Origin of the sequence: Leisingera sp. S232, assembly GCF_049800895.1 — a bacterium.
In the GTDB taxonomy this organism is placed as follows: domain Bacteria; phylum Pseudomonadota; class Alphaproteobacteria; order Rhodobacterales; family Rhodobacteraceae; genus Leisingera.
Genome location: NZ_JBNAFX010000001.1, coordinates 230,631 through 256,151, shown reverse-complemented (window position 1 = coordinate 256,151; position 25,521 = coordinate 230,631). Strand labels below are relative to the sequence as shown.

Annotated in this window: 19 protein-coding genes and 2 pseudogenes; 16 read left to right on the top strand and 5 right to left on the bottom strand. The window is 61.4% G+C overall.

Annotated elements, in window-relative coordinates; translation table 11 throughout:
• Nucleotides 1–9: 9 nt before the first annotated feature.
• Nucleotides 10–1,368 carry an oligosaccharide flippase family protein gene (locus ACP151_RS01220; protein WP_424977000.1) on the bottom strand — a complete coding sequence of 453 codons (1,359 nt, stop codon included), beginning with the start codon at nt 1,366–1,368 and terminating at the stop codon, nt 10–12.
• A 359-nt stretch (nt 1,369–1,727) separates the two neighbouring features.
• Between ACP151_RS01220 and ACP151_RS01215 the strand changes: the two genes are divergently transcribed.
• Nucleotides 1,728–2,705: a hypothetical protein gene (locus ACP151_RS01215; RefSeq protein WP_424976999.1), complete on the top strand. Its 978-nt coding sequence runs from the start codon at nt 1,728–1,730 to the stop codon at nt 2,703–2,705.
• Between the two features lie 60 nt (nt 2,706–2,765).
• Here the strand turns inward: ACP151_RS01215 and ACP151_RS01210 are convergent.
• Nucleotides 2,766–2,957, bottom strand: a pseudogene (locus tag ACP151_RS01210) (hypothetical protein); the annotation flags it as partial.
• Between the two features lie 86 nt (nt 2,958–3,043).
• Here ACP151_RS01210 and ACP151_RS01205 point away from each other — a divergent pair.
• From ACP151_RS01205 to ACP151_RS01135, 15 genes and pseudogenes are all read left to right on the top strand, one after another.
• Nucleotides 3,044–3,224: pseudogene (locus ACP151_RS01205) on the top strand (transposase); the annotation flags it as partial.
• Nucleotides 3,225–3,554: 330 nt separating this feature from the next.
• On the top strand, nt 3,555–4,721 hold the full coding sequence (gene ftsW / locus ACP151_RS01200) for a putative lipid II flippase FtsW (protein WP_424976997.1): 1,167 nt from the start codon (nt 3,555–3,557) through the stop codon (nt 4,719–4,721).
• 26 nt (nt 4,722–4,747) lie between these two features.
• On the top strand, nt 4,748–5,839 hold the full coding sequence (locus ACP151_RS01195; RefSeq protein ID WP_424976996.1) for a UDP-N-acetylglucosamine--N-acetylmuramyl-(pentapeptide) pyrophosphoryl-undecaprenol N-acetylglucosamine transferase: 1,092 nt from the start codon (nt 4,748–4,750) through the stop codon (nt 5,837–5,839).
• Nucleotides 5,840–5,843: 4 nt separating this feature from the next.
• The gene (gene murC / locus ACP151_RS01190) at nt 5,844–7,241 is read left to right on the top strand and encodes a UDP-N-acetylmuramate--L-alanine ligase (protein WP_424976995.1); all 1,398 of its coding nucleotides are present in this window, start codon (nt 5,844–5,846) and stop codon (nt 7,239–7,241) included.
• Nucleotides 7,242–7,483: 242 nt separating this feature from the next.
• Nucleotides 7,484–7,732, top strand: a complete 249-nt coding sequence (locus ACP151_RS01185) for a DUF2484 family protein (RefSeq protein WP_424976994.1) — start codon at nt 7,484–7,486, stop codon at nt 7,730–7,732.
• A 389-nt stretch (nt 7,733–8,121) separates the two neighbouring features.
• A complete protein-coding gene (gene murB, locus ACP151_RS01180) occupies nt 8,122–9,063 on the top strand; it encodes a UDP-N-acetylmuramate dehydrogenase (RefSeq protein ID WP_424976993.1) in 942 nt (313 codons plus the stop codon).
• A gap of 333 nt (nt 9,064–9,396) precedes the next feature.
• Nucleotides 9,397–10,275, top strand: coding sequence for a D-alanine--D-alanine ligase (locus ACP151_RS01175; RefSeq protein WP_424977071.1), 879 nt, complete (start codon nt 9,397–9,399; stop codon nt 10,273–10,275).
• Nucleotides 10,263–11,156 carry a cell division protein FtsQ/DivIB gene (locus ACP151_RS01170; protein WP_424976992.1) on the top strand — a complete coding sequence of 298 codons (894 nt, stop codon included), beginning with the start codon at nt 10,263–10,265 and terminating at the stop codon, nt 11,154–11,156. The genes ACP151_RS01175 and ACP151_RS01170 overlap by 13 nt, the downstream gene beginning before the upstream one ends.
• Before the next feature lies 1 nt (nt 11,157).
• Nucleotides 11,158–12,492: a cell division protein FtsA gene (ftsA, locus tag ACP151_RS01165; protein ID WP_424976991.1), complete on the top strand. Its 1,335-nt coding sequence runs from the start codon at nt 11,158–11,160 to the stop codon at nt 12,490–12,492.
• 384 nt (nt 12,493–12,876) lie between these two features.
• Nucleotides 12,877–14,592: a cell division protein FtsZ gene (ftsZ, locus tag ACP151_RS01160; RefSeq protein ID WP_424976990.1), complete on the top strand. Its 1,716-nt coding sequence runs from the start codon at nt 12,877–12,879 to the stop codon at nt 14,590–14,592.
• Between the two features lie 201 nt (nt 14,593–14,793).
• The gene (lpxC, locus tag ACP151_RS01155; protein ID WP_424976989.1) at nt 14,794–15,741 is read left to right on the top strand and encodes a UDP-3-O-acyl-N-acetylglucosamine deacetylase; all 948 of its coding nucleotides are present in this window, start codon (nt 14,794–14,796) and stop codon (nt 15,739–15,741) included.
• A 228-nt stretch (nt 15,742–15,969) separates the two neighbouring features.
• Nucleotides 15,970–16,818 (top strand): outer membrane protein assembly factor BamD, encoded by an 849-nt coding sequence (locus ACP151_RS01150; RefSeq protein WP_424976988.1) that lies wholly within the window; start codon nt 15,970–15,972, stop codon nt 16,816–16,818.
• A 27-nt stretch (nt 16,819–16,845) separates the two neighbouring features.
• Nucleotides 16,846–18,495 carry a DNA repair protein RecN gene (gene recN / locus ACP151_RS01145; RefSeq protein ID WP_424976987.1) on the top strand — a complete coding sequence of 550 codons (1,650 nt, stop codon included), beginning with the start codon at nt 16,846–16,848 and terminating at the stop codon, nt 18,493–18,495.
• Between the two features lie 95 nt (nt 18,496–18,590).
• Nucleotides 18,591–20,273: a chloride channel protein gene (locus ACP151_RS01140; protein WP_424976986.1), complete on the top strand. Its 1,683-nt coding sequence runs from the start codon at nt 18,591–18,593 to the stop codon at nt 20,271–20,273.
• A gap of 208 nt (nt 20,274–20,481) precedes the next feature.
• The gene (locus ACP151_RS01135; protein ID WP_424976985.1) at nt 20,482–20,673 is read left to right on the top strand and encodes a hypothetical protein; all 192 of its coding nucleotides are present in this window, start codon (nt 20,482–20,484) and stop codon (nt 20,671–20,673) included.
• Nucleotides 20,674–20,861: 188 nt separating this feature from the next.
• Here the strand turns inward: ACP151_RS01135 and ACP151_RS01130 are convergent, their stop codons facing one another.
• The 3 genes from ACP151_RS01130 to cobT form a co-directional block, all read right to left on the bottom strand.
• Nucleotides 20,862–21,203: a DUF427 domain-containing protein gene (locus tag ACP151_RS01130; RefSeq protein ID WP_424976984.1), complete on the bottom strand. Its 342-nt coding sequence runs from the start codon at nt 21,201–21,203 to the stop codon at nt 20,862–20,864.
• A 75-nt stretch (nt 21,204–21,278) separates the two neighbouring features.
• Nucleotides 21,279–23,069 (bottom strand): aminopeptidase P family protein, encoded by a 1,791-nt coding sequence (locus ACP151_RS01125; protein WP_424976983.1) that lies wholly within the window; start codon nt 23,067–23,069, stop codon nt 21,279–21,281.
• A gap of 414 nt (nt 23,070–23,483) precedes the next feature.
• Nucleotides 23,484–25,361: a cobaltochelatase subunit CobT gene (gene cobT / locus ACP151_RS01120; RefSeq protein ID WP_424976982.1), complete on the bottom strand. Its 1,878-nt coding sequence runs from the start codon at nt 25,359–25,361 to the stop codon at nt 23,484–23,486.
• Between the last annotated feature and the right edge of the window lie 160 nt (nt 25,362–25,521).

Here is a 25,521-nt window from a genome sequence, read left to right as displayed (position 1 = left end):
GCCGCCAGGTCAATGCGAGAATAGCGTTGCAACCCTGTCCCAATGTGCCGCGCAGGCCGCCGCCGCGCAAGCGAGGCCCAGCAGGGTGAAACCAATGTCCTGAACAGGGTCGAAGACGCTGAATTTCAGGGAAAAATATAGCCGTAGCGGATAGCTGAGCAAGGCCGCCAGACCCAAGGACAAAATGGCACCCGAGATACCCAGGGCTGGGATGCCGACAAATAGCAGGCCGGTTTGGAACAGGGCTGTTGTGCCGGCGATGAAGAACATGCCCCTTGTTTCACCTGCCCCCATAAGAGCAACGTTGATGGTGTTGAGGGTCACCAGGGGGACCAGGGACAGACTATAGAGCGTGATGATCGGTCCGGCGGCAGAATACCGAGAATCGTAGAGCAGGTCGACAAGGGTTGGGCCCGTAAAGGCAAGCAGGATCACAAGCATCAGCAGGCTTGCGGCGATAAGGCGGCGCGCGCGGAACAGGGTGATGCGATTGGCGGCGCTCTCGGTTGGGGGCTTCATTCTGTAGAGAGGGAAGACGACCTTTTGTTGCAGGGCGTTGGACAGAAGGACGGGGATGCTCCCGAGGAAGTAGCCGATACTGTAGACCCCCAGCGCTTCCAGCGGCAGAAAGATGCCAAGGATCGCGCGATCCCCCTGCAAAAGTACCGCGCCTGCGGCGGTGCTGAGGAAAATCCATTTGCCAAAATGGAAAATCTGCCAGAAGGCGTCGCGTTCCAGCAAAAACCGGTTTCTCAGGCCAGGCAAGAAGACGTGGTATGCGATGGTCTGCAGCGTGCTTGAGAACACGTTGCTGATGACCAGGGCCCAGACGGACTGCAGTTGCCAGGCCAGGAACGCGGTAAAGGTCAGTGAGATGATCTGAGAGCCGAGTGTGATCTGGGTAAACCGGCCCAGAGCGAGGTAACGGTTCGCGGTGTGGATGGCGGTTGGCTCGAAGCCCTGGATCACCAGGGTCAGGCCCACCACCGGGAGGATATCCGCAAGCAAGGGCGCATCGTACAGGGCAGCAATGGGCTGGGCCAAGGCCAGCGTCATCAGCCACAGGAGCAGTCCCCTGACCACCTGAACCGTCCATGCGGTGTTGAGGAACGCAGGATCATTGCCGCGCGGATTCTGGATGATCGACGGTCGCACACCAGTGTCGGAAAACAGCATCAGGCAGGTGGTGACAACGGTGACCAGCGCCATCAGGCCAAAGGCCTCGGGGAAGAGCAGGCGCGTCAGGACCAGATTGGACAGGAGGCGCAACGCCTGGCTGCCACCAAATTCGGCAAAGCTCCAGATTGCGCTACGGCCAGCACGAGCACCAACACCATCACCGGTCAATATCGAGCGAATTTTATTCATGCACCTCAGGGTCTCGCAGGGCTGCGCGTTAATGGCATGATCTACCAAGCAACGTCAAACGCGCACATCCCCTCGACCCGCAAAGTCAGCTTGACCGCTGCAAGTCTCACGCCAGCCGCAGTTGATGCTGCTGACCGCGCCTGACATCAGGCCGCACAGCACCGCCATCATGGCGCAAGATCCTACCGGTCTTCAGCATAGAAACCGTTACCTCCTGTCGGCTGTGAGGAGAGTGGGAATGTCATCTGCGCCTTGTGGGAAAGGGAAAGTCGCGGGTTCGTTTCTGTCTACCAGGAGAGGCGCAAAGTTCAGCCGGGACGCAGCAGAGAAGCCTGGCAATTGGCAGGGCCGACTGGGCCGTGGCTTTACTTTCAAAGGGCAAGAGTTCACAAGAAACAAGAACTTCAGGTCAAACTGCCGAGGCGTTGGTCGTGCGCAAAAATTACTTGATTATGCTGGGTGCCCCCAAATGCGGCACAAGCAGTTTGTCCGCTTGGTTGGGTCTGCAGCCCTATGCCGCCTTGGCCCGGCAAAAGGAAACACTGTACTTCACCGATTTTGCTGATCTCGATTGGAGTGGCCCAGGAGCGGATTTCCTGGAAGGTAGACCACAGAGTGTCGGGGCATTTTTTGACGAGTACAGTGAAAATCCAGAAGCTGAGTTGAGAATTGAAGCATCTACCGACAATTTGTCCTGTCCGGCTGCGGTGGAAAACATTGCCCGATTTGTTGACCGAGATGATGTGGGTGAATTTTGGTTGGTCGCGGTTTTGCGAGATCCAATTGAAAGAATAGTTTCAGAATACGAACACACCCTGCGCTTGGGGTGGCAGACCGATAGTCTGCTTGACTCATTGAAGCTTGAAAAGGAGCGGAAAGACAAAGGCTATCATCCGCTTTTTCGACATATTGAGCGGTCTCACTATTTCACGCAGATCGGAAGATACAAAGAGATATTCGGGGATCGTCTGACCGTATTGGATTTCCACCGTATCCGAGAGGATGCCGAGCGCAAAAAGCTACTGGGCTGGATGGGATATGCCGATGAGGTTGAAGGGGAATTGCAACATGACAATAAGCGGCATGTCGTGAAACGACCTCAGGCCGTACAATTTCTCAAGAATGAGCGGTTGTTGGATTTGGGGCGAAGAGTTTTTCCCAAAAGAATGCGCCCAGCTCTCAGAAATTTGTTAACGGGACGGGAAGTCGGACGATATCAGGCGCGCGAGAGCGAGATCGATTTTATCCTGGCTGCAATGAGAGATGAAATTGCCGCATGTGTCGAGGCACATGAAATACCAACTGACAATTGGACTGTACCCATGAGGTGCTCCTAGGCTTAGACCGCATAGCCCGTAAATGATGAGGGCGATCTTTAAGATTGCTGTGAAGAAGACCTATGGGCATCTGTCGTTTCGGGTGGCGACACGCTGCCAATCTTTCAATCGACCGAACATGATCTCGCGCCACTGCCTGCCAGTGCATTGCACAGCAATGTCACAAGAGGCACGGTAACGCCGTTTGTGTCTGCGCTTGTCGTATCTTGCGAAACTTTGGCGTTGTTTCCGGTCGGGTGGGCATTGTTGCAGACACCTCCCGTTAGCGCTTCAGAACAAATTTCATAGGGTTGGACAGATGGTATGGGCAAGCCAAACCTGCCCGCTCCTGCACGACAATCCGGTCCACCTACCACGTTGCGCGGGTCATTGCTGATCTGACTGGGCAAGGAGACGGCCTGGTATGCGCCGTATGTGGGCCGCCCTGGGCACCGGCCGGTGTTCTCGAATGCGGCGATCCAGTTTTACCCATCGATCAAGGTGCTGTTCAGGCTGCCGCTCAGACAGGTCGGCGGGATGCAGTGTGGCTAGAACCTGAAGGGAAAGGCGGAGTCCGCCTCAAGACGCCTTTCAGCGACAGGGGCAGGTGTGGTGCCAATCAGAGAGCTGTCTGCTGCCCGGCCAGATGTTCTGGCGGCCGCGGCGGTTTGCTGTTTGTACTGCTGGCGGGAAAGCCTGTCAGCGGGCTCCAACAGCAGCAGCTTCCTGCCTGTCAAGCCAGCCGGGTGGCCCAGCGGTGGTTTTCCGCCGAACTGTGTTCTTTTTCTGGCGCCGCAGCTCACGTTTCGTTACAGTTTCCGGGAGACCCCAAAAATGGGGCGGAGCGAGGCATATAGTGGTGGTATTCCCATGACTGAGATGGTCTATGGCGCGGTTCCCGTGCAGGCTGGTGAACCGATTCTTCCTAAGTGGTGGCGGACGCTGGATAAATGGACGATGTCCTGCATCTTGATGCTGTTCGTGATCGGGCTTTTGCTGGGGCTTGCGGCCTCGGTGCCGCTGGCGGAGAGGAACGGGTTCGGCAATTTTCACTATGTGCAGCGGCAGGCGGTTTTTGGCCTGACGGCGCTGGCGGCGATGCTGGTGACCTCTGTCATGTCGCCGACCCTGGTGCGGCGGCTGGCGGTTTTGGGCTTTGCCTTGGCCTTTGTTGCGCTGGCGTTCCTGCCGATTTTCGGCACCGATTTCGGCAAGGGGGCTGTGCGCTGGTATTCCCTGGGGTTTGCCTCGCTGCAGCCGTCTGAATTCCTGAAGCCAGGCTTTGTCATTGTGGCGGCCTGGATGATTGCCGCCAGCCAGCAGATCAATGGCCCGCCGGGCACGCTGATGTCTTTTGCGCTGTGCATGATGGTCGTGATGATGCTGGTTTTGCAGCCGGACTTCGGCCAGGCGAGCCTGATCCTGTTCGGCTGGGGGGTGATGTATTTTGTGGCCGGTGCACCGATGCTGTTGCTGGTGTGCATGGCCGCGGTGGTCGTGATGGGTGGGGTCTTTGCCTACAACAGTTCAGAACATTTTGCCCGCCGCATTGACGGTTTTCTGAGCCCGGATGTCGATCCGACCACGCAGTTGGGATATGCCACCAACGCGATCCGCGAGGGCGGATTGTTTGGCGTCGGTGTCGGTGAGGGGCAGGTGAAATGGTCGCTGCCGGATGCCCATACGGACTTTATCGTCGCTGTTGCCGCGGAGGAATACGGGCTGGTTCTGGTGGCGGTTCTGATTGCGCTTTATGCGCTGATTGTTGTGCGCTCGCTGTTCCGGCTGATGCGCGAACGAGACACTTTCATTCGCCTGGCAGGCACCGGCCTTGTGTGCATGTTTGGCGTTCAGGCGATGATCAACATGGGGGTTGCGGTGCGGCTTTTGCCGGCCAAAGGCATGACTTTGCCGTTTGTCAGCTATGGCGGATCCTCGCTGATTGCCACGGGCATCGCAGTGGGTATGCTGCTGGCCTTTACCCGGACGCGCCCGCAGGGCGGGATTGCCGATTACCTGAACGGCCGCGGCCGCTGACGAGAATAGAGAAGAGGCCAGCTGCGATGGCACAGAAAATGCTCTTGATGGCTGCCGGGGGAACCGGCGGCCATATGTTTCCTGCACAAGCCTTGGCAGAGATGATGCTGGCCCGCGGCTGGCGGGTGAAGCTGTCGACTGACGCACGCGGGGCGCGCTATACGGCGTCTTTTCCGAGCGCAGTCGAGATTTCGCAGGTTTCCTCTGCCACTTTTGCCCGCGGCGGGCTGCTGGCCAAGGCGCTGGTGGCACCGAAGATCGCAGGCGGCGTTTTGTCGATGATGATGCAGATGCGCCGTGACCGCCCCGATGCGGTGATCGGCTTTGGCGGCTACCCGTCGATCCCGGCGCTGGCGGCGGCGACGCTGCTGAAGCTGCCGCGGATGATCCATGAGCAGAACGGCGTGCTGGGCCGGGTGAACCAGATCTTTGCCGCCCGCGTCGCTGGCGTGGCCTGCGGCACTTGGCCAACCGCGCTGCCAGAAGGTGTTGCGCATGAACATGTGGGCAACCCGGTGCGCAGCGCCGTGATGGAGCGGGCCGGAGCCGGCTATATTCCGCCGGGCGATTATCCGATGTCACTGCTGGTGATGGGCGGCAGCCAGGGCGCGCGCATCCTGTCAGATGTGGTTCCCGCCGCCGTGGCTGCACTGCCGGAAGAGATCCGCAAGCATCTGCGGGTGTCGCATCAGGCACGGGCCGAGGATCTGGACCGGGTCAATGCCTTTTACGCTGAACATGGCATCAATGCAGATGTGCAGACCTTCTTTACCGACGTACCAAGCCGCATGTCGGAGGCGCAGCTGGTGATCTCCCGGTCCGGGGCCTCGTCGGTGGCAGATATCTCGGTGATCGGGCGGCCGTCGATCCTGATCCCCTATGCTGCTGCGGCGGGTGATCATCAGACCGCCAACGCCCGCGGGCTGGTTGATGCCAATGCCACTGTGATGATCCCGGAAAGCGCCCTTGATATCCCGGCGCTGACAGAGCATATGGGCGCAATTCTGAGTAACCCGCAGGCTGCCACGCAGATGTCAGCTGCTGCGCTGAGCGCCGGGGTTCCCGATGCTGCCGAACGTCTGGCAGCACTGGTGGAACAGCTGGCCGAGGAAGGATAACGTCATGAACCCTGCAACCAAACTGCCCGGTGATGTCGGCCCGATCCATTTTGTGGGTATCGGAGGCATCGGCATGTCGGGCATCGCCGAGGTGCTTTTGAACCTTGGCTATGTGGTGCAGGGATCAGACCTGAAATCGTCAAAGATCACCCAGCGTCTGGAAGAGCTGGGCGCGCGTATCTTTGTGGGTCAGAAGGCGGAAAACCTGGAAGAGGCCGCGGTTGTGGTGATCTCCTCGGCGATCAAACCGGGCAATCCGGAACTGGATGAGGCCCGTTTACGTGGCCTGCCGGTGGTACGCCGCGCTGATATGCTGGCTGAACTCATGCGGCTGAAATCCAACGTCGCCATTGCCGGCACCCACGGCAAGACCACCACCACCACCATGATGGCAGAGCTGATGGTGGCCGGCGGCTTTGACCCGACCATCATCAATGGCGGTATCATTCACGCCTATGGCTCCAATGCGCGGATGGGGCAGGGCGAATGGATGGTGGTCGAGGCGGACGAAAGCGACGGCTCCTTCAACCGGCTGCCCGCGACCATTGCCGTTGTCACCAATATTGACCCTGAGCATATGGAACACTGGGGCGACTTCGACACGCTGCGCGACGGTTTTTTGGAGTTTGTCTCTAATATCCCCTTCTATGGCATCGCGGTCTGCTGCACTGATCACCCCGAGGTTCAGGCGCTGATCGGGCGGATCTCTGACCGCCGTGTCGTGACCTATGGGTTCAACGCCCAGGCTGACGTGCGGGCGGTGAACCTGACATACAAAGCGGGCGTTGCCCATTTCGATGTACATCTACAGGCCGAGGACCGGGTGATCGAGGGGTGCACCCTGCCGATGCCGGGGGATCACAATGTTTCAAACGCGCTGTCGGCAGTCGCTGTGGCGCGGCATCTGGGCATGAACAGCACAGAAATTCGCACCGCCCTGGCGGCCTTCGGCGGGGTGAACCGCCGCTTCACCAAAGTGGGCGAAGTGGACGGCATCACCATCATTGACGACTACGGCCACCATCCGGTGGAAATTGCTGCGGTGCTTAAGGCAGCCCGCCAGGCCAGCGAAGGCCGGGTCATTGCGGTGCATCAGCCGCACCGATACTCGCGCCTGTCAAATCTGTTCGAGGATTTCTGCGCCTGTTTCAACGAGGCCGACGTGGTGGCAATTGCCGAGGTTTTTGCCGCCGGCGAAGACCCGATTGAGGGCGCCAGCCGTGATGATCTGGTCGAGGGGCTCATCCGCCACGGCCACCGCCACGCCCGCGCCATCCTGAATGAAGATGACCTGGAGCGCCTGGTGCGCGAGCAGGCGCGCCCCGACGACATGGTGGTCTGCCTTGGTGCCGGCACCATCAGCACCTGGGCCAACGGCCTGCCGGACCGGCTGCGTGGCTAGATGTTGATCCTCGCGCCAGTTGACTTGCTATTTGTTGGCGCCTGTTTCGGCGTTTTGCCGGGGTGGCTGTCGGCTGTGTTGCTGCTGTTTTCTGGCAGTCTGATGTGCCGATACCGGGGTTCAAATTCGGTGGATTGGGCGACCTTCCGGTCTTCTGTGGTCTTTGGGGCGCCTCTGGGCATGCTGACACGGTTGGCTGATTGCTTTCCTGGGGCTTGGGCCAAGGGCGGAAAGGTGGAGCAATGACGCTGTCGCTGACCCTTGCGGCTGTCTGGGCGCTGGCAGCCAATATGTTGGCGATCATACCCAGCCGCGACAATCACTGGCGGCGGGCCTATGTGCTGATTGCGCTGGGTATTCCGCTCTTGGGATATGTCACCTATGAGAACGGGCCGTGGTGGGGGCTGGCGGTGCTGTTGGCGGGCCTGTCGGTGCTGCGCTGGCCGGTCATATATCTGGGCCGCTGGATCCGCCGCAGCGTCCGGCGGTGAAAGCAACAATTGCAGCTAAAGTGTTAACGGGATGTTCCGAAAGGCAGGCTATGGTGGCTGCCTGACTTTTGTGTAACCTGTTTGATGTCGGTAAGTTTTCCCGACAGTGGAGGTCGGCAATGTTCGCCGTTTCTGCAGTATGGCTGGCCTTTGGCCTTTGGCCTGATGTGGCTGTTTGGCTTTTACGCTCTCGCCCGTTTCCGTCGGCATAGGCTGGCGGCGGTGGCGGCAGCGGGATGGCTGGCCGCGATGATCTGGCTAGAGCAGAAGCAATGCTATGCGGGGCATATGCATGATTTCCGGGAGGTCGCGTTGTCCCTTTATTTCCGCGGCCATCTTGTTTACGGACTATTCGCGTTCATTGGATGGAACTTGGGGCGGAAGCGGCGATGGCGGCGCAAGATCAAGCTATACTTCCGGCGGTGCGTGGCCGCCTTGTCAGGCAGAAGCCGCTTGCGGAACTGACCTGGCTGCGGGTCGGCGGCCCGGCTGACTATCTGTTCCAGCCGGCGGATATTCATGACTTGGCAGATTTCCTGCGCCAGTTGGACCCGGCTGTGCCGGTGTTCCCGATGGGGGTTGGTTCCAATCTGATCGTGCGCGATGGTGGCATGCGGGCCGTGGTGATCCGCCTGGGCCGTGGGTTCAACAGCATCGAAACAGATGGCGAAACTGTCACTGCCGGCGCTGCGGCGCTGGATGCGCATGTGGCAAGGAAAGCAGCAGATGCGGGGATCGACCTCACGTTTCTGCGCACCATTCCCGGCTCCATCGGCGGTGCCGTGCGGATGAACGCGGGCTGCTATGGCAGCTACACTGCCGATGTGTTCGTGTCGGCCACGATCGTCACCCGCGATGGCAAGATCCGGGAGATCACCGCAGAAGAGCTTCAGTTCCAGTATCGTCAGACCGCGTTTCCCGCAGGGGCAGTGCTGGTTTCTGCCACTCTGCGAGGGCCCAAGGGCGATCCGGCAGAGCTGCACGCGCGGATGGAGGCGCAGCTGAAAAAGCGGGATGAAACCCAGCCGGTGCGCGACCGCTCAGCCGGATCCACGTTCCGAAACCCGGCCGGGTTCTCTTCGACGGGGCGCGCCGATGATGTGCATGATCTCAAGGCTTGGAAAGTGATCGACAACGCCGGCATGCGCGGCGCACAGCGCGGCGGCGCCCAGATGAGCGGAAAACATTCCAACTTCCTGATCAATACGGGTGGCGCAACTGCCGCAGATTTGGAGGGGCTGGGTGAAGACGTGCGGAAAAAGGTTTACGAAGATTCCGGCATAACGCTAGAGTGGGAAATCATGCGGATAGGTGATCCGCTTCCCGAATAGCTGGAAAATCTGAATGCTGACAATGGCTTTTGTGCCGCAGCCTGAGGTGATTCCATGGCCTTTTCGAGAGGCGGGCAGCGGCTCTAGGTAAACATGGTAAAGGCATCATTAACGGCCCGGTAAGAATTTGGGCGTTAGGGTGCCGAAGAGGCGGCAAGGATTTGCCGATGCAAAGGGCGCAAAGCCTGCAGTAACAAGCCAGGGCAGCCTGGCACATATAGATAAAGCGGGTCTGTTGCAGGCTCCAAGAATCAGGGGCGCAAAGCCCCGTGCATATTGAGGCGTTTTGTGGTGAGTAAGTCGAGCAGGGCACTCCCGAAAGTCGCGGTGCTGATGGGCGGACCGTCAGCCGAACGCGAAGTATCGCTGTCCAGCGGCCGTGAATGCGCGGCGGCGCTGCGCGGTGAGGGGTTTGAAGTCGTTGAGGTGGATGCGGGCGCTGACCTGCACGCACGGCTTTTGGACATCAAGCCGGATGTGGCGTTCAACGCGCTGCATGGGCGCTGGGGTGAGGATGGCTGCGTTCAGGGCGTGCTGGAATGGCTGCAGCTTCCCTATACCCATTCCGGCGTTCTGGCCTCGGCGCTGGCAATGGACAAACAACGCTCCAAGGAGGTTTACCGCTCTGCTGGGCTGCCGGTGGCCAAGAGCGGCCTGTTTGCCAGGGACGACGTAAGTACAGGCCACGTGATGGCGCCGCCCTATGTGGTGAAGCCCAACAACGAAGGCTCCAGCGTTGGTATCTACATCGTGCAGGAGGCGGCCAACGGTCCACCGCAGTTGGCAAAGGAAATGCCTGCGGAAGTGATGGTCGAGGCCTATGCGCCGGGCCGCGAACTGACCACCACGGTTGTTGGGGACAAGGCGCTGACGGTGACAGAAATCCTGACTGACGGCTGGTATGACTATGATGCAAAATACAAACCCGGCGGTTCGCGACATGTGCTGCCCGCGGATCTGCCGCAAGAGATCTTCAACCTGTGTCTGGAGTATGCGCTGACGGCGCATGACGCGCTTGGCTGCCGCGGTGTCAGCCGCACAGATTTCCGCTGGGACGAGGCGCGCGGCGCCCACGGGCTGGTGCTGCTGGAGACCAACACCCAGCCTGGCATGACGCCGACATCGCTGGTGCCGGAGCAGGCTGAATACTGCGGCATGTCGTTTGGGCAGCTCTGTGCCTGGATGGTGGAGGACGCGTCATGCATCCGCTGACGGGCTGGTTTCGCAAGCCACAGGAGGAGCGCTTTGACCCTGCGCCCTCGCGGCTGAAGTACAGGTTGCAGCGCTGGATGCTGACGCCGGGCATTCGTTTCGGCCTGCGTTTTGGGGTACCGTTCTGTCTGGTCTTTGCAGTCGGCAGCGCCTATTTGGCCGATGAGGCGCGGCGCGGCGCACTGGTGGGGCTGTATTTGGAGGCCCGAGCGGCGATCCAGGAACGGCCGGAGTTCATGGTCAAGGTGATGGCAGTGGACGGCGCTGGCACCAGCGTGGCGCAGGATATCCGCGAAGTGGTGCCGCTGGAATTTCCGGTCAGCTCTTTTGATCTGGATCTGGAGCAGATCCGGGATGTGATCACCGGATTGGATCCGGTCAAGACCGCCAGCGTCAGAATTCGTCCCGGCGGTATCCTGCAGGTGGACGTCGAAGAGCGCCAGCCGGCGTTGATATGGCGCAGCCGCGAAGGTTTGGCGCTGCTGGACGAAAATGGCATTCACGTTGCCGAACTGGGGCGTCGCAGCCTGCACCCGGACCTGCCACTGATCGCCGGCAAGGGAGCAGAGGCACATGCGGCTGAAGCACTGCGGCTGTTTGCGGCGGCCAAGCCGCTGGGGCCGCGGCTGCGCGGGCTGGTTCGGATCGGCGAACGGCGCTGGGACGTGGTGCTGGACCGCGAGCAGCGGATCCTGCTGCCTGTAGGTCATCCGGTGCGGGCACTGGAGCGTGTTCTGGCGGTCAGTGAAGTGCAGGATTTGCTGGAACGTGATGTGACGGCGGTGGATATGCGCCTGGCTGGGCGCCCCACCGTTCGGATGACCGAAAACTCAGTGGAAAACTGGTGGCGGATCCGGCAGTTGAACGGGGGCGGGCAGTAAAATGACAGATCTTTATCAATCGCAACGGGCGATGCGGCAGATGCGGCGTCAGGCAATGCAGCGCGGCGTGGTCGCCATTCTGGACGTGGGCAGTTCCAAGATTGCCTGCCTTGTGCTGCGGTTCGACGGCACCGGGCGTCTCAGCGAGGATGGCTCCATCGGCGCACTTGCAGGCCAGTCGGGTTTTCGGGTGATCGGTGCCGCCACCACCCGTTCGCGCGGGGTGCAGTTCGGCGAAATCAACGCCATGCAGGAGACTGAGCGCGCCATCCGTACTGCGGTGCAGGCGGCGCAAAAGATGGCAGAGGTGCGGGTGGACCATGTGATCGCCTGTTTCTCCGGTGCCAATCCGCGTTCTTATGGGCTGGATGCAAAGCTGGACCTTGAGGGGCAGGTGGTCTCCGAGCATGAGGTGGCGCAGGTGTTGGCCTCCTGCGAAGTGCCGGAATATGGCGCGGGGCGCGAGGTGCTGCATGCGCAGCCGGTGAATTTTGCACTCGACAACCGTTCCGGCCTGGGCGATCCGCGTGGCCAGATGGGGCAGACGCTGGCGGTGGATATGCACATGCTGACAGTGGATGCCATCGCGGTGCAAAACCTGGTGCGTTGCATACAGCGCTGCGACCTGGAGCTGGCTGGGATTGCGTCTTCGGCCTATGCGTCCGGCTTCTCGGCGCTGGTTGAAGATGAACAGGAACTGGGCGCGGCCTGTATCGACATGGGCGGTGGCTCCACCTCTATCTCGGTCTTCATGAAGAAACACATGATCTATGCTGACGCGGTGCGTCTGGGCGGCGATCACATCACCAGCGACATTTCGATGGGGCTGGGCATTCCCATGGCCAACGCTGAGCGGATCAAGACATTTAATGGCGGGGTGCATGCCACTGGCGCCGATGACCGCGAGATCATCGATATTGGCGGCGATACCGGCGACTGGGAGCATGACCGGCGCACTGTCAGCCGGGCTGAGCTGATCGGTATCATGCGCCCCCGGGTCGAGGAGATTCTGGAAGAGGTGCGGGCGCGGCTGGATGCGGCCGGGTTCGAATATCTGCCAAGTCAGCAGATCGTGCTGACCGGCGGGTCGAGCCAGATCATGGGGCTGGACGGGCTGGCAAGCCGCATCCTGGGGCAGCAGGTGCGCCTGGGCCGCCCGTTGCGGGTCCATGGCCTGCCGCAGTCGGCAACTGGGCCGGGCTTTGCGTCGGCTGTCGGGCTGTGCCTGTTTGCCGCCCATCCGCAGGATGAGTGGTGGGATTTTGAGATGCCTGCAGGCCGCCATCCAGCTGGCACGCTGGGTCGTGCCGTGCGCTGGTTCCGCGACAACTGGTAGGCGCCCGTACCCCTGCAGATCGGTTCAGCCGGAACGGGCAAAGAAGGCGTGACAGTGCCCCTTTGACCCGTTAGGTTGTCATTAACGTCCGCGGCAAACGCGGCGATTCAGCAGGCCGAGCAGTGGCCAGCCAGACCTTGGAAACGACCTTCTCCGCAAAGCGTTTTTGCGGCTGGAGAGGTTTTGTTGTGTGTGGCTTGTGCTCTTTCCCCAATATCTGCTAGGGACGGCGAAATACCGCGGTTTTAGCCTTAGAATGAGGCCTTATTTTGTGGAGCCTCGTGCTTTTTAGGATGACGGAGCCCACACTGCGCGGTAGATTATGGTGAATAGGACAGGAAAAAGCCCTTTGCGGGAAGGGCCGGTAACACAGGCGGTATGAGCATGACGTTGAACCTTTCAATGCCCGGTAATGAAGAGTTGAAACCAAAGATCACCGTGTTTGGTGTCGGCGGTGCCGGCGGCAATGCCGTCAACAACATGATCGCCAAGGAACTGGATGGCGTCGAGTTTGTCGTGGCCAATACCGACGCGCAGGCGCTGCAGCAGAGCGCTGCCAAAAGCCGGGTTCAGCTGGGCATCAAAGTGACCGAAGGCCTGGGCGCCGGCGCTCGCCCGCAGGTGGGTTCCGCTGCCGCTGAGGAAAGCATCGAGCAGATTGTCGATCACCTGGCGGGCGCGCATATGTGCTTTATCACTGCAGGCATGGGCGGTGGCACCGGCACCGGCGCCGCGCCGATCATCGCGCAGGCAGCACGTGAACTTGGCGTGCTGACCGTTGGTGTTGTTACCAAGCCGTTCCAGTTTGAAGGTCTGAAGCGGATGCGTCAGGCTGAGGCTGGTGTCGAAAGCCTGCAAAAGGTGGTCGACACGCTGATCATCATTCCGAACCAGAACCTGTTCCGCCTCGCCAATGAGAAAACCACCTTCTCCGAGGCGTTCTCGATGGCGGATGACGTGCTGTATCAGGGTGTCAAAGGTGTGACCGACCTGATGGTCCGCCCCGGCCTGATCAACCTCGACTTTGCCGACGTCCGTGCCGTTATGGACGAGATGGGCAAGGCGATGATGGGGACTGGTGAGGGTGAAGGCGAGGACCGCGCGGTCCAGGCTGCCGAGAAGGCGATCGCCAACCCGCTGCTGGACGAAATCAGCCTCAAGGGTGCCAAAGGTGTGCTGATCAACATCACCGGCAGCCACGATCTGACATTGTTCGAACTGGACGAGGCCGCCAACCGCATCCGCGAGGAAGTGGACCCGGATGCGAATATCATTGTCGGCTCGACCCTGGATACCGGCATGGAAGGCAAGATGCGCGTGTCTGTCGTGGCCACCGGTATCGACGCAACCGATGTGAACACCGATATGCCGGTGCCGCGCCGCCCGATGTCCGCCCCGCTGCGCCAGACCGTCAGTGTTGAGGAAAGCCGTGCGGTGCCGCTGGAGCTGAATACTCCTGTTCAGCAGCCCGCAGCGGCTGAAGCGGCCCCGGCCCCGACGCCAGCTCTGGCCGAAGAAGCACCGGCTGCATTGGAAGAGCCGTCGCTGTTTGCTGAAATGAATGTGCAGCAGGTCGCTGAGCAGGATCTGATGGAAGATGTTGTCGAAGCCGTGGAGCCAGCGGCCGACGACGGCTTGCCGCCCCCTGCCTATCAGCCGCAAGTGCCGGAATTCCGCCCGCAAATGGATGCCGAAGAGACCCCGCAAGCGGCTTTTGTTGCACCCAAGGCTCCGGCGCCGGGCACGCCGTCACCGCAGGCCTTGGAGCGTCTGCAAGCTGCGGCCCAGCGGGTGCAGCAGCCACAGCAGCAGGCCTCGCATGCCGTGCGCCCGGCAGCCTCGGCCACACAGGCGCAACAGCAGCAGCAGGCACAGCAGCAACCCGAAGGGCAGCGCCGTTTCGGTCTTAACTCGCTGATCCACCGGATGACCGGCAGCAATGACGCCCCGGCCGCTCGTCAGCAGCCGCAGGCAGTTCGCCAGCAGCCCGCGATGCAGGCTCAGGCGCCCGCGGCCCAGCCGCAGCAAGCAGAACAGCAGGCGGATCCGGATCAGGAACGTATCGAAATTCCGGCATTTCTGCGCCGCCAGGCCAACTGACGCTTCACATCTAACCTTTCAAAAGCCGCCCTTGGGGCGGCTTTTTCTATTTCAAAATCAGTTTGTTACCTGCATCTGAGCGGTGATTTGCCGACTTGTTACATCCATGTTTCAATCCGTTACAAAGATTGAGTTGTGCCTTTTTCAGCAAAACCTTAACTCTCGTCCACAACACGGCCCCGAGTAGCCGGAAACAGTGGAATGAGGCGCAACGTGCAGAATACGCTCAAGGCATCGGTGGCTTTCGAAGGGGTAGGCCTGCATTCCGGCAAGCCCGCACGCATGGTTCTGCTTCCGGCACCAGCCGGGCATGGCATTGTGTTCAAGCGCACCGATATCGCCCTGGGCAACACTCTGGTTCCGGCGCAGTGGGATCTGGTCGACCGCAGCCCGCTTTGCACCCGCCTGTTCAACGCCTCTGGCGTGAGCGTTTCTACAGTTGAACACATCATGGCAGCCCTGGCAGGCTGCGGCGTTCATAATGCACTGATCGAGATTGACGGCCCGGAAGTGCCGATTGTGGACGGTTCCTCGGCGCCGTTCGTGCGCGGCATCATGCAACATGGCGTGCAGCGTCAGGGCGTGCCGATCACGGCGTTCCAAGTGCTGAAGCCTGTCACGGTAGAACGGGACGGCGCCCGCGCTACCCTGCTGCCCAGCGACCGGCTGACCATCGAATTCCATATCGACTTTGCCGAGGCCGCCATTGGCCGCCAGAGCAAGGTTCTGGACATGCGCAATGGCAGCTTCGCGCGTGAATTGTGCGACAGTCGCACCTTCTGCCGTCAGGCGGATGTCGAAACCATGCAGGCCAACGGCCTCGCACTGGGTGGCAAACCCGGCGAGAACGCTGTTGTGTTTGACGGGGAACGGGTGGAGAGCGGCGCTGGACTGCGCCACTCGGATGAGCCTGTGCGTCACAAGATGTTGGATGCGCTGGGGGATCTGGCGCTGGCCGGGGGGCCGGTCTTGGGGCGTTATGTTGGCGAGCGCGCGGGGCATGCGCTGACCAACACACTGCTGCGCGCCCTGTTTGCGCAGCCGGATGCGGTCCGGGCCGTTGCCTGCGATGCAGCGATGACCGCACAGCTGCCGGGGCAAGGGCTGATCTGGTCGGAGATCCCGGCCGAGCAGCGCCGCGTGGCATAAGGCAGAAGACCTGAAACGAGGGGCAGACCGGCCCGGGGCGCGACTATGCCCCGGGTCTTTTCACATGGCCGCGCGTCCAGAAGCAAAGGGCGGACTTGACCACCGCCGGCTTTCTCTGCCATGTGAACGGTGAAGTGGCAAAAGGCGTTTTATGCGCCATTTTAATATGCTAGAGACGGCATAACCGGGGCGCACACCCGTAAGGCAATGACGGTGAGGTTAGGCATTATGAACGGCATCAGGGCGGGAGCCAAAACCCTCGGCGCAGTTCTTTTGATGGCGGCTCTTGCGGGCTGCGGCGGCGACGGCGGCGCGGTAAAGCGCGGCGAGTCGGTTGAGGCCTTTTCCCCGGATCATATCTATGAGCGCGGTGAGTTCGAACTGGCCAACCGGCGCCCCAAGGACGCAATTTACTATTTCTCTGAAATCGAACGTCTGTACCCATATTCCGAATGGGCCAAACAGTCGGTGATTATGCAGGCCTTTGCCTACCACCAGTCCAAAGACTACGAAAACAGCCGGGCGGCGGCGCAGCGGTTCATCGATTTCTATCCGGCGGATGAAGATGCCGCCTATGCCCAGTATCTGCTGGCGCTGAGCTATTACGATCAGATCGACGAAGTGGGCCGCGACCAGGGGCTGACCTTCCAGGCGCTGCAGGCGCTGCGCACCGTGATCGAGGTCTACCCGGACAGCGAATACGCCAACTCTGCGATCCTGAAGTTCGACCTGGCCTTTAACCATCTGGCTGGCAAAGAGATGGAGATCGGCCGCTACTATCTGCGCCGTGGCCATTATACGTCAGCGATCAACCGGTTCCGGGTGGTGGTGGAGGATTTCCAGACCACCAGCCACACGCCAGAGGCGCTGCATCGTCTGGTCGAGTCTTATCTGTCACTGGGTCTGTCAGCTGAGGCGCAAACTGCTGCAGCCATTCTGGGCCACAACTTCCAATCCACCGAATGGTATGAAGACAGCTACAAGCTTCTGACCGCAAACGGGCTCAAACCCAAGGACCGCGGCAATAACTGGCTGAGCCAAATCTACCGCCAGACCATCAAAGGGCGGTGGCTGTAAGGGCCGCCGCAGCACGGGGGCGGGGCAATGCTGCGCGCGCTTGATATCCGGGATATCCTGATCATTGATCATCTGGAGCTGAATTTTCAGCCCGGACTGAATGTGCTGACTGGTGAAACCGGGGCTGGTAAATCCATTCTGCTGGACTCTCTGGGATTTGTTCTGGGCTGGCGCGGACGTGCGGAACTGGTGCGTCAGGGGGCCAAACAGGGCGAGGTTCTGGCGGAGTTCGAACTGGATGCAGATCACCCCGCCCATGCAGTTCTGGAAGAGGCCGGCCTGCCAGGCGGCGCGGAGTTGATCCTGCGGCGGGTGAACACCGCCGAGGGGCGCAAGACCGCCTGGGTCAATGACCGACGCTGTTCGGGCGAGGTATTGCGGGCGCTTTCGGAAACGCTGGTGGAACTGCATGGGCAGCATGACGACCGTGGGCTGCTTAACCCGCGGGGCCACATGGCGCTGCTGGATCAATATGCCGGTGTCCAGGGCTTGCAGACAGAGGTGCGCGCGGCCTGGGCTGCCACTGCCAAGGCCTGCAAGCAGGTTCAAGCCACCCGGTTAGCGCTTGATGCTGTCCGGGCCGAGGAGGAATTCCTGCGCCACGCCGTGGGCGAGCTGGACAAGCTGGACCCGCAGCCGGGTGAGGATGAGGCGCTGGACACCCGCCGTCGCCAGATGCAGGCGGCTGAGCGTATTCGCGGGGATGTTGCCCGTGCTCTGGCCCTGCTGAGCGAAGGTGCCGAAGGTGCCATGGGAGAGGCGCAGCGCTGGCTGGAGGGCGTTGCGGGCCAGGAGGACGATACCGGGCTGGACGAGCCGCTGGCGGCCTTGTCCCGCGCGATGATTGAACTGGGAGATGCCCAGGACGGTGTCGAGCGGGTGCTGGGCACATTGGAATTCAACCCGGGCGAGCTGGAAGACTGCGAGGAGCGCCTCTTTGCCATCCGTGCCCTGGCGCGCAAGCACGATGTCCTGCCGGATGAGCTGGGAGAGTATGCCGAAACCCTGCGCAGCAAGCTAGCTGACCTGGATGCAGGGGACAAGAACCTTGCGGAGCAGGAGGCGGTGCTGAAAGCGGCCGAGGCTGCCTATTCCCAGGCCGCCAAGCAGCTGGGAGCTGTGCGGCGGCAGGCAGCGGCAGCACTGGACAAGGCCGTGATGGCAGAGCTTGCGCCGCTCAAGATGGAGCGGGCGGTGTTTGAAACCCGCATCACCACAGCCGAGCCGGGGCCAGACGGCACCGATGCGGTCGCCTTTACGGTGGCCACAAACCCCGGAGCACCTGCGGGTGCGCTGAACAAGATTGCTTCGGGCGGCGAGCTGAGCCGGTTCCTGCTGGCGCTCAAGGTTTGTTTGCGGGGCGAGGATTCCAGCAAGACGCTGATATTCGATGAGATTGACCGTGGGGTTGGCGGTGCAACAGCGGACGCTGTTGGACGCCGGCTGCGTAGCCTTGCGGGCAGCGGCCAGGTGCTGGTGGTGACCCATTCGCCGCAGGTGGCAGCCCTTGGCGGTCACCACTGGCAGGTGCGCAAGCAAGTTGTTGATGGTATGACACTGTCGCAGGTGGTGCCGTTGGCCGCGTCCGAGAGGGTGGACGAGCTTGCCCGGATGGTTTCGGGTGATACGATCACGGAAGAGGCCCGGGCTGCTGCCCGTGCGCTGCTGGCTGGCTGACCTGCTGGACATTTAGTCAGGGTGCGGGTGAGGGTTCTTTAACCAGGCTGTGGCAGCAAGGGGTTGCAGAAAAAAGAAAGACCCGCTGACAGGTTATGGTGCAAGAAATACGTTCGTCCCTTTCCACAATGCTCCTGCAATGGCTGGCTGGCCTGAAAGATATCTGGCGGGTACTGCGTCATCGTGGCCCCAGCCAGTTTCAATTCTGGCTGATTGCGCTGCTGATCGGTATCGCCGCGGGCTTTGCCGCATTGTTTTTCCGCAAGGGGATTGCCGCACTGCAGGCCTGGATCTATGGCACGCCGGACCTCGATTACCTGCACTCCCACGTGCAAGCGTTGCCATGGTACGTGCTGGTGGCCATTGCGGCTGGGGGCGGTCTGGTGGTGGGGCTGATCCTTGACCGGTTTACTTCCGACGCCCGTGTGCGTTCTGTTGCCGATGTGATCGAAGGTGCTGCGCTGCATGACGGCAGGGTCGAGCACAAGGAAGGGCTGGCCTCGGCACTGGCATCATTTATCACCCTGTCCACTGGCGGCTCTACCGGGCGGGAGGGGCCTGTGGTGCATCTGGCAGGGGTGATTTCAACCTGGGTCAGCAACCGGATCAATGCCGATGGCATAACCGGGCGTGACCTGCTGGGCTGCGCTGTGGCAGCCGGCGTTTCAGCCAGCTTTAACGCGCCGATCGCAGGCGCGCTGTTTGCGATGGAAGTGGTGCTGCGGCACTTCTCGGTCAATGCCTTTGCGCCGATTGTAGTGGCCTCAGTTGCGGGTACGGTGATCAACCGGCTGGAATATGGTGACGTGACAGAATTTACTCTGAACACGCCCGGCGCGCTGCAATTTTATGTGGAACTGCCGGCATTCCTGATCCTCGGCCTGATTTGCGGGCTGGTGGCGGTGGCGCAGATGCGGGCAATCTTTTTGGCCGACAAGATTGGCAACGCTGTGCAGCAGCGCCTGTCCCTGCCGCGCTGGCTACGTCCGGCGGTGTCCGGGGCCATGCTGGGTGTGATCGCCGTTTGGTTCCCGCATATAATCGGTGTGGGCTATGAAACCACTGTACTGGCGCTCACGGGAGGGCTGCTGCTGGGGCAAGCGGTGGTGTTCACTGCCGTCAAGACGGCTGCTGTCGCCATCACCATGGGCGGCCGTATGGGGGGCGGGGTGTTCTCGCCTTCGCTGATGATCGGTGCGCTGACCGGTCTGGCGTTCGGGCTGATAGCCACATCGGTGCTGCCGGATGTGTCAGGCACCCATACGCTTTATGCCTTTGCGGGTATGGGCGCAGTCGCTGCGGCGGTGCTTGGGGCGCCGATCTCAACCACGTTGATCGTGTTTGAACTGACCGGCGATTGGCAGATTGGTCTGGCGGTGATGGTGTCGGTCTCCATGTCCACTGCACTGGCGTCGCGGCTGGTGGACCGGTCTTTTTTCCTGACCCAGCTGGAAAACCGCGGCATTCATTGCGCGGCAGGCCCGCAGGCCTATCTGCTGGGAATGATCCGGGCAGGTGCGGTTATGCGGCCGATGGGCGACAGCCGCTGCGCCAGTCTGAAAGACTGCGAAGCACTGGTGGAAGAGGGGCTATGCATCCGTGCCGCCGCCTCTCTGGAGGCTGCAATGCCGGTGTTTGACCGGGCGGATGCCGCCTTTTTGCCTGTGCTGATGGAAGAGGGCGGCAAGGAGCAGGTCATTGGTGCATTGTATCATGTGGATGCGTTGAAGGCCTACAATCGCGCGCTGGCAGCCACCGCAGCAGAAGAGCACAGGTAAGGCATAACCGCCGTATACGGCTGCCCCTTTTGGAACCGGAGCGTGCCTAGGGGAAAAATCCGCAAACTTTCCCCGGATATGTGAGATTTTGGATACAGGTTAAGGTTTATTTAATCTGTGGATTGTTCTGCAGTAAAGTCTGACTCACCATGGCGTGAGGGTAGCGCAAAAAACTCTCACTCGGCAGGCAGCAACGATAGGCGGCAAAATGCGAAACTTCGAAACTGGTCCGAAAGAGGCTGGTACGAAACATACGGCGGACGAGCAGGAAAACGAACGGGCAGCGCTGGAAGCGGCAATCAATTACGCAATCCAATGTGCTCGTGAAGCGGACTTTCTGGGCGCAGGTGACTCTCTGGAGCAGGCCAGGCTGAATCTCAGCCGGGTCGTACTACCCTGAAGTCCCCGGTTCTTGTCCTTGGCCAGAAACGGATAGAAGTCAGTTGCAAAACCACGCTGCTGTTCTGAGCCTGCTCTGCAGAAACACCGGCGCCTGGGCGCCGATGGGTATAATTTCGGTTTAACTTCAGCCCGGCTAGGCGTTCATGCACTTGCAGGCATTGATCTTTGTCAGCGCGCAGCTTTGGGTCAGACCTGTTCCACTTTGACTGAATCGCTCAGCACAAAGGCCAAATGCCCTTTGATCTCGGCAACTGCATCTATCGGGGCCTCATAGCTCCAGGCGGCATTTTCAGTCACCGAGGATTTATTGGCGATCGAATAATAGGTGGCGTCGCCCTTGTGGGGGCAATGGCTGGTCTTGTCGGTTTTGTCAAAGAACGCCATGGCCAGATCTGCGCGCGGGAAATAGATAACCGGATCAAGATCACCCTCCGACAGCTCCAATGCATTGGCGGTTTCTCCCAATACAGCGCCGCCCGAGCGGACGGTCCAGGTTCCTTCGGCTTTGCGGATACGGATCGTGGTCATGCGTGTTTTTCCCATTCTCTTCGTTCGTGTCGTCTTTGCTTCTGTCTATGTACCAGCCTAAGTAACAGTGGCGTGTCACAAGGGGGTGGTTGCGGCATCAAGCCACGCTTTTGCGGCGGGGCTGAGCAGCGGAGCGATCTTGTCGGATACTTCCTGATGATAGCTGTTGAGCCAGTCTCTCTCATCAGCTGTCAGCATGGAGGTTTTCACCAGCCGCCGGTCAACCGGGGCAAAGGTGAGCGTGCGCCAGCACAACATGTCGCGCTCCGGGTCGCTGCTGTCAAGGGCAGGGGCTGGTTCAACAACCAGCAGGTTCTCGATCCGGATACCGAATGCGCCTTCGCGGTAGTATCCGGGTTCATTGGACAGGATCATGCCGGGTTCCAGCGGCACATGGCTGGTGCGGGCCAGCCGCTGCGGACCTTCATGCACGCTGAGATAGGCACCGACGCCGTGACCCAGGCCGTGGTTGAAGTCCTGACCTGCCAGCCACAGGGGCATGCGGCCGATGCATTCGATGTCGCGGCCTGCCAACCCCTTGGGCCAGCGCAGGTGGGACATGGCGATCATACCCTGCAGCACGCGGGTAAAAGCGGCGCGCTCCTCTTCGCCGGGGGTGCCGATGGCAATGGTGCGGGTGATGTCGGTGGTGCCATCCAGATATTGGCCGCCGCTGTCCATCACCAGAAGATGGCCGTCGTCCAGCTGGGTGTCTGTTTCTTCGGTCACACGGTAGTGCATGACCGCGCCGTTTTCGCCGGTGCCCGCAATGGTTTCAAAGCTGATGTCGCGCAGAGCGGGATCGGCGCGGCGCAAGGCCTCCAGCTTCTTCACCACATCGATCTCTGAAATGGTGCCGGGCGCCTGGGCATCCAGCCATGCCAGCATTTCCACAATGGCGGCACCGTCGCGCAGGTGTGCAGCAGCGCTGCCTTTGATCTCGGCTGGGTTCTTGCGGGCCTTGGGAAGGGCGCAGGGGTCGCCTGCAGGCACCATCCGCTCTCCCAGCCTGTCCGCGACGATCTGCGGCACGGTGCCGGAATCCGCTGCAACAGAACCGTTCAGGGCTGCGGTGGCCTGGAGAAAGTCGCCGGGCGCATGGACAGTGACAGAGGCGTCAAAGTGATCCTGCAGCCCTGCAAGCTTTTCCGCTGCCATGAACAGGTCCACCCGCGCATCGTCGTGCAGGATGGCAAACCCATGCGCCACCGGGTTACGGGCGACGTCGCTGCCGCGAATATTCAGCAGCCACATGATGCTGTCGGGCAGGGTGATGACGGCTGCGGCCTGGCCTGCATCGCGCAGGCCTTTGGCCAGCCGCGCGCATTTGTCTGCAGCACTTTCGCCAGCGTAGTCCAGCGGATGTGCGGCAACAGGCTGCATCGGCGGTGCGGGCTGGTCCTGCCAGATCCGGTCCACCAGGTTTTCGCATTGCACCAAGGTGATGCCGCTGCCCTCAAGTGCCCGGTTCAGGGAGGCGATCTGTCCGGCCGCATGCAGCCAGGGATCAAACCCCACCTTGCCGCCGTTCGGGAGCTGTTCTTTCAGCCAATCTGCCAGCTGGACTTCAGGCCAGGGGACTGGTGTGAAGTCTGGGGCAACCTGGCGCTTTACCTGGGTGCGATAGCGACCATCGATGAAGACGCCGGCAATATCTTGCAAAACCGCACAGAAACCGGCTGAACCGGTAAAGCCGGTCAGCCAGCTGAGGCGCTCGTCATGCGGCGCCACATATTCGCCCTGATGGGCATCGGCGCGCGGCACCAGGAAGCCGTCGAGAGAGACTGCCGCCAGTTCCTTGCGCAGAGCCGCCAGCCGGGGCGGCCCCTGTTCCGGGCGGGCAGTCACATCGAAGGTCTGATACATCGGCGTCTCTCCAGCTGAAAGGCAGGGCGGCGGCAGGGAAATCCCATAGGCCACGGCAAGGAAAAGGCGCAGCCCGGGGCGCGCGCCCCTTCTTGTCCCAAATCACCCTGCCGCTGGCAAGGGCGGGGGCTGCGGAAACTGCTGGACCTGACGGAACAAGCGGGAAGGCGTGAAGCGGGGAGGCTCCCGCCCGGCCTTGCCGCATCCAGGATGCGTCAAGCCCCGTTGGGCCTAGCGCCGGATGCAAGGCATCCGGCGCCGCCCCGCCCCCCCCCGCCCCGCCGCCCCCCCCCCCCCCCCCCCCCGCCGCCGCGCGCATCAGCGCGCGGCCATGCCCAAGGCAGAGGGCGGCATCTTTGATGCAGGCCGAAGGCGCGGGAGCCTTCCTCTGGTGTGGTGGGCGGCAGCAGCCTGTCAGTTGGCGCGTTTTATGCCCATGACGCGGGCGCGGGCACGGGGATCGCTGTCAAACAGCGCGGCCAGTTGCTCGGTCATTGCGCCGGCCAGCTGTTCCACATCCGTGATTGTCACGGCGCGCTCGTAGTAGCGGGTCACATCGTGGCCGATGCCGATCGCCAGCAGCTCCACCTGCTTGCGCTTTTCGACCATGGCAATCACATCGCGCAGGTGTTTCTCCAGGTAGTTCGCCGGGTTTACCGACAGCGTGGAATCATCCACTGGCGCGCCATCAGAGATCACCATCAGGATCTTGCGGGCCTCGCGCCGTGCCACCATCCGGCGGTGCGCCCATTCCAGCGCCTCGCCGTCGATGTTCTCTTTTAGCAGGCCCTCTTTCATCATCAGGCCAAGGTTGGCACGGGTGCGGCGCATCGGGGCATCGGCACCTTTGTAGATGATGTGGCGCAGGTCGTTGAGTCGGCCGGGCTGCTGCGGGCGGCCCTCGTTCAGCCAGGCTTCACGTGCGATGCCGCCTTTCCAGGCGCGGGTGGTGAAGCCGAGGATTTCGACCTTCACGTTGCAGCGCTCCAGCGTGCGGGCCAGAACATCGGCGCAGATTGCGGCGATGGAAATCGGACGGCCGCGCATCGAGCCGGAGTTGTCCAAGAGCAGCGTCACCACGGTGTCGCGAAATTCGGTGTCCTTCTCGACTTTGAACGACAGCGGTGTGGTCGGATTGGCGACAACACGGGCGAGGCGGCCAGCGTCCAGAATGCCTTCCTCGCGGTCGAACTCCCAGGACCGGTTCTGCTGCGCCTGCAGGCGGCGCTGCAGTTTGTTGGCCAGCCGCGATACTGCGCCTTTCAACGGCTCCAGCTGCTGATCAAGATAGGCGCGCAAGCGCTCCAGCTCGGCAGGTTCGGCCAGCTCCTCGGCGTTGATTTCTTCGTCATGGGAATCCTGGAACACCTTGTAGTCCGGATCGGCGTCCGAGACCGGCGGCGGCGCGGGGGGCTCCTGCGGCGCCTCGCCGTCGGGCATTTCCATGTCTTCGGACAGCTCATCATCGGCCATCTCGTCCATCGAGACCTGGGCCTGGCTTTCGTCCTGCTGCTGTTCCTGGCTCTGCTCAGGCGAGGCGTCGGCTTGTTCCTCTTCGCTATCGTCCTGGCCGGTGCTGTCCGGATCGTCCTGTTCTTCGGCGTTGTCTTCGGCCTCATCGCCCGCATCGTCGTCCAGATCGTCCGGGTCATCACCCAGCTGGTCGCCGTAGCCAAGGTCGGAGATCACCTGCCGTGCCAGTTTGGCAAAAGCGGCCTGATCGGCAATCGTCTCGTCCAGATTTTCCAGCGTGCCGCCGGCCTGGGATTCGATAAAACCGCGCCACAGCTCCATGATATTGCCTGCACCTTCGGGCAGCTCGCGCCCGGTCGCCAGATGGCGCACCAGGAAGCCCGCGGCAGCGGCCAGCGGCGCCTCGGAGGAGGATTTCATCTGGTCATAGCCGCGGCGGATCGACTCGTTGCGGATCTTCACGTCGATGTTCGAGGCCGTGCCGGGCATTTGGCGTGCGCCCATCGCCTCGCAGCGGGCGGATTCCATCGCCTCATAAAGATCGCGGGCCATCTCACCCTGCGGAACATATTTCGCGTGGGTGGCGTCATCGTGGAACTTGTGGCGCAGCGCCAGCGCATCCGCGGTGCCACGGGCCAGCAGCACTTCGTCGCGGGTCATCCGTCGGGAGACCTGCGGCAGTCGCATGGTGTCGCCCGACAGGCCGGAGGGGTCGACCGTGTAGCTGACCGTCAGCTCCGGGTCGTTGGCCATCACCTTGGTGGCCTCAGAGAGGGCCTTTTTGAACGGATCGGCTGGGTTGTCGTTCTGCTTTTTCATGATCGCACCTGGTCCCTTGTGAGCATCCCCCCTCGGTTCGGGAAAGTCCAGTGGGACAGCTGCGGATAGGGCAGCGCCCGGCCCGGCGGGGTGGGAAGCGAAGCGCCCGCCCCGTGGGGGGCGGGACGGGCGCTGCCCGGCCTTCCGGCCGGGCGGCACG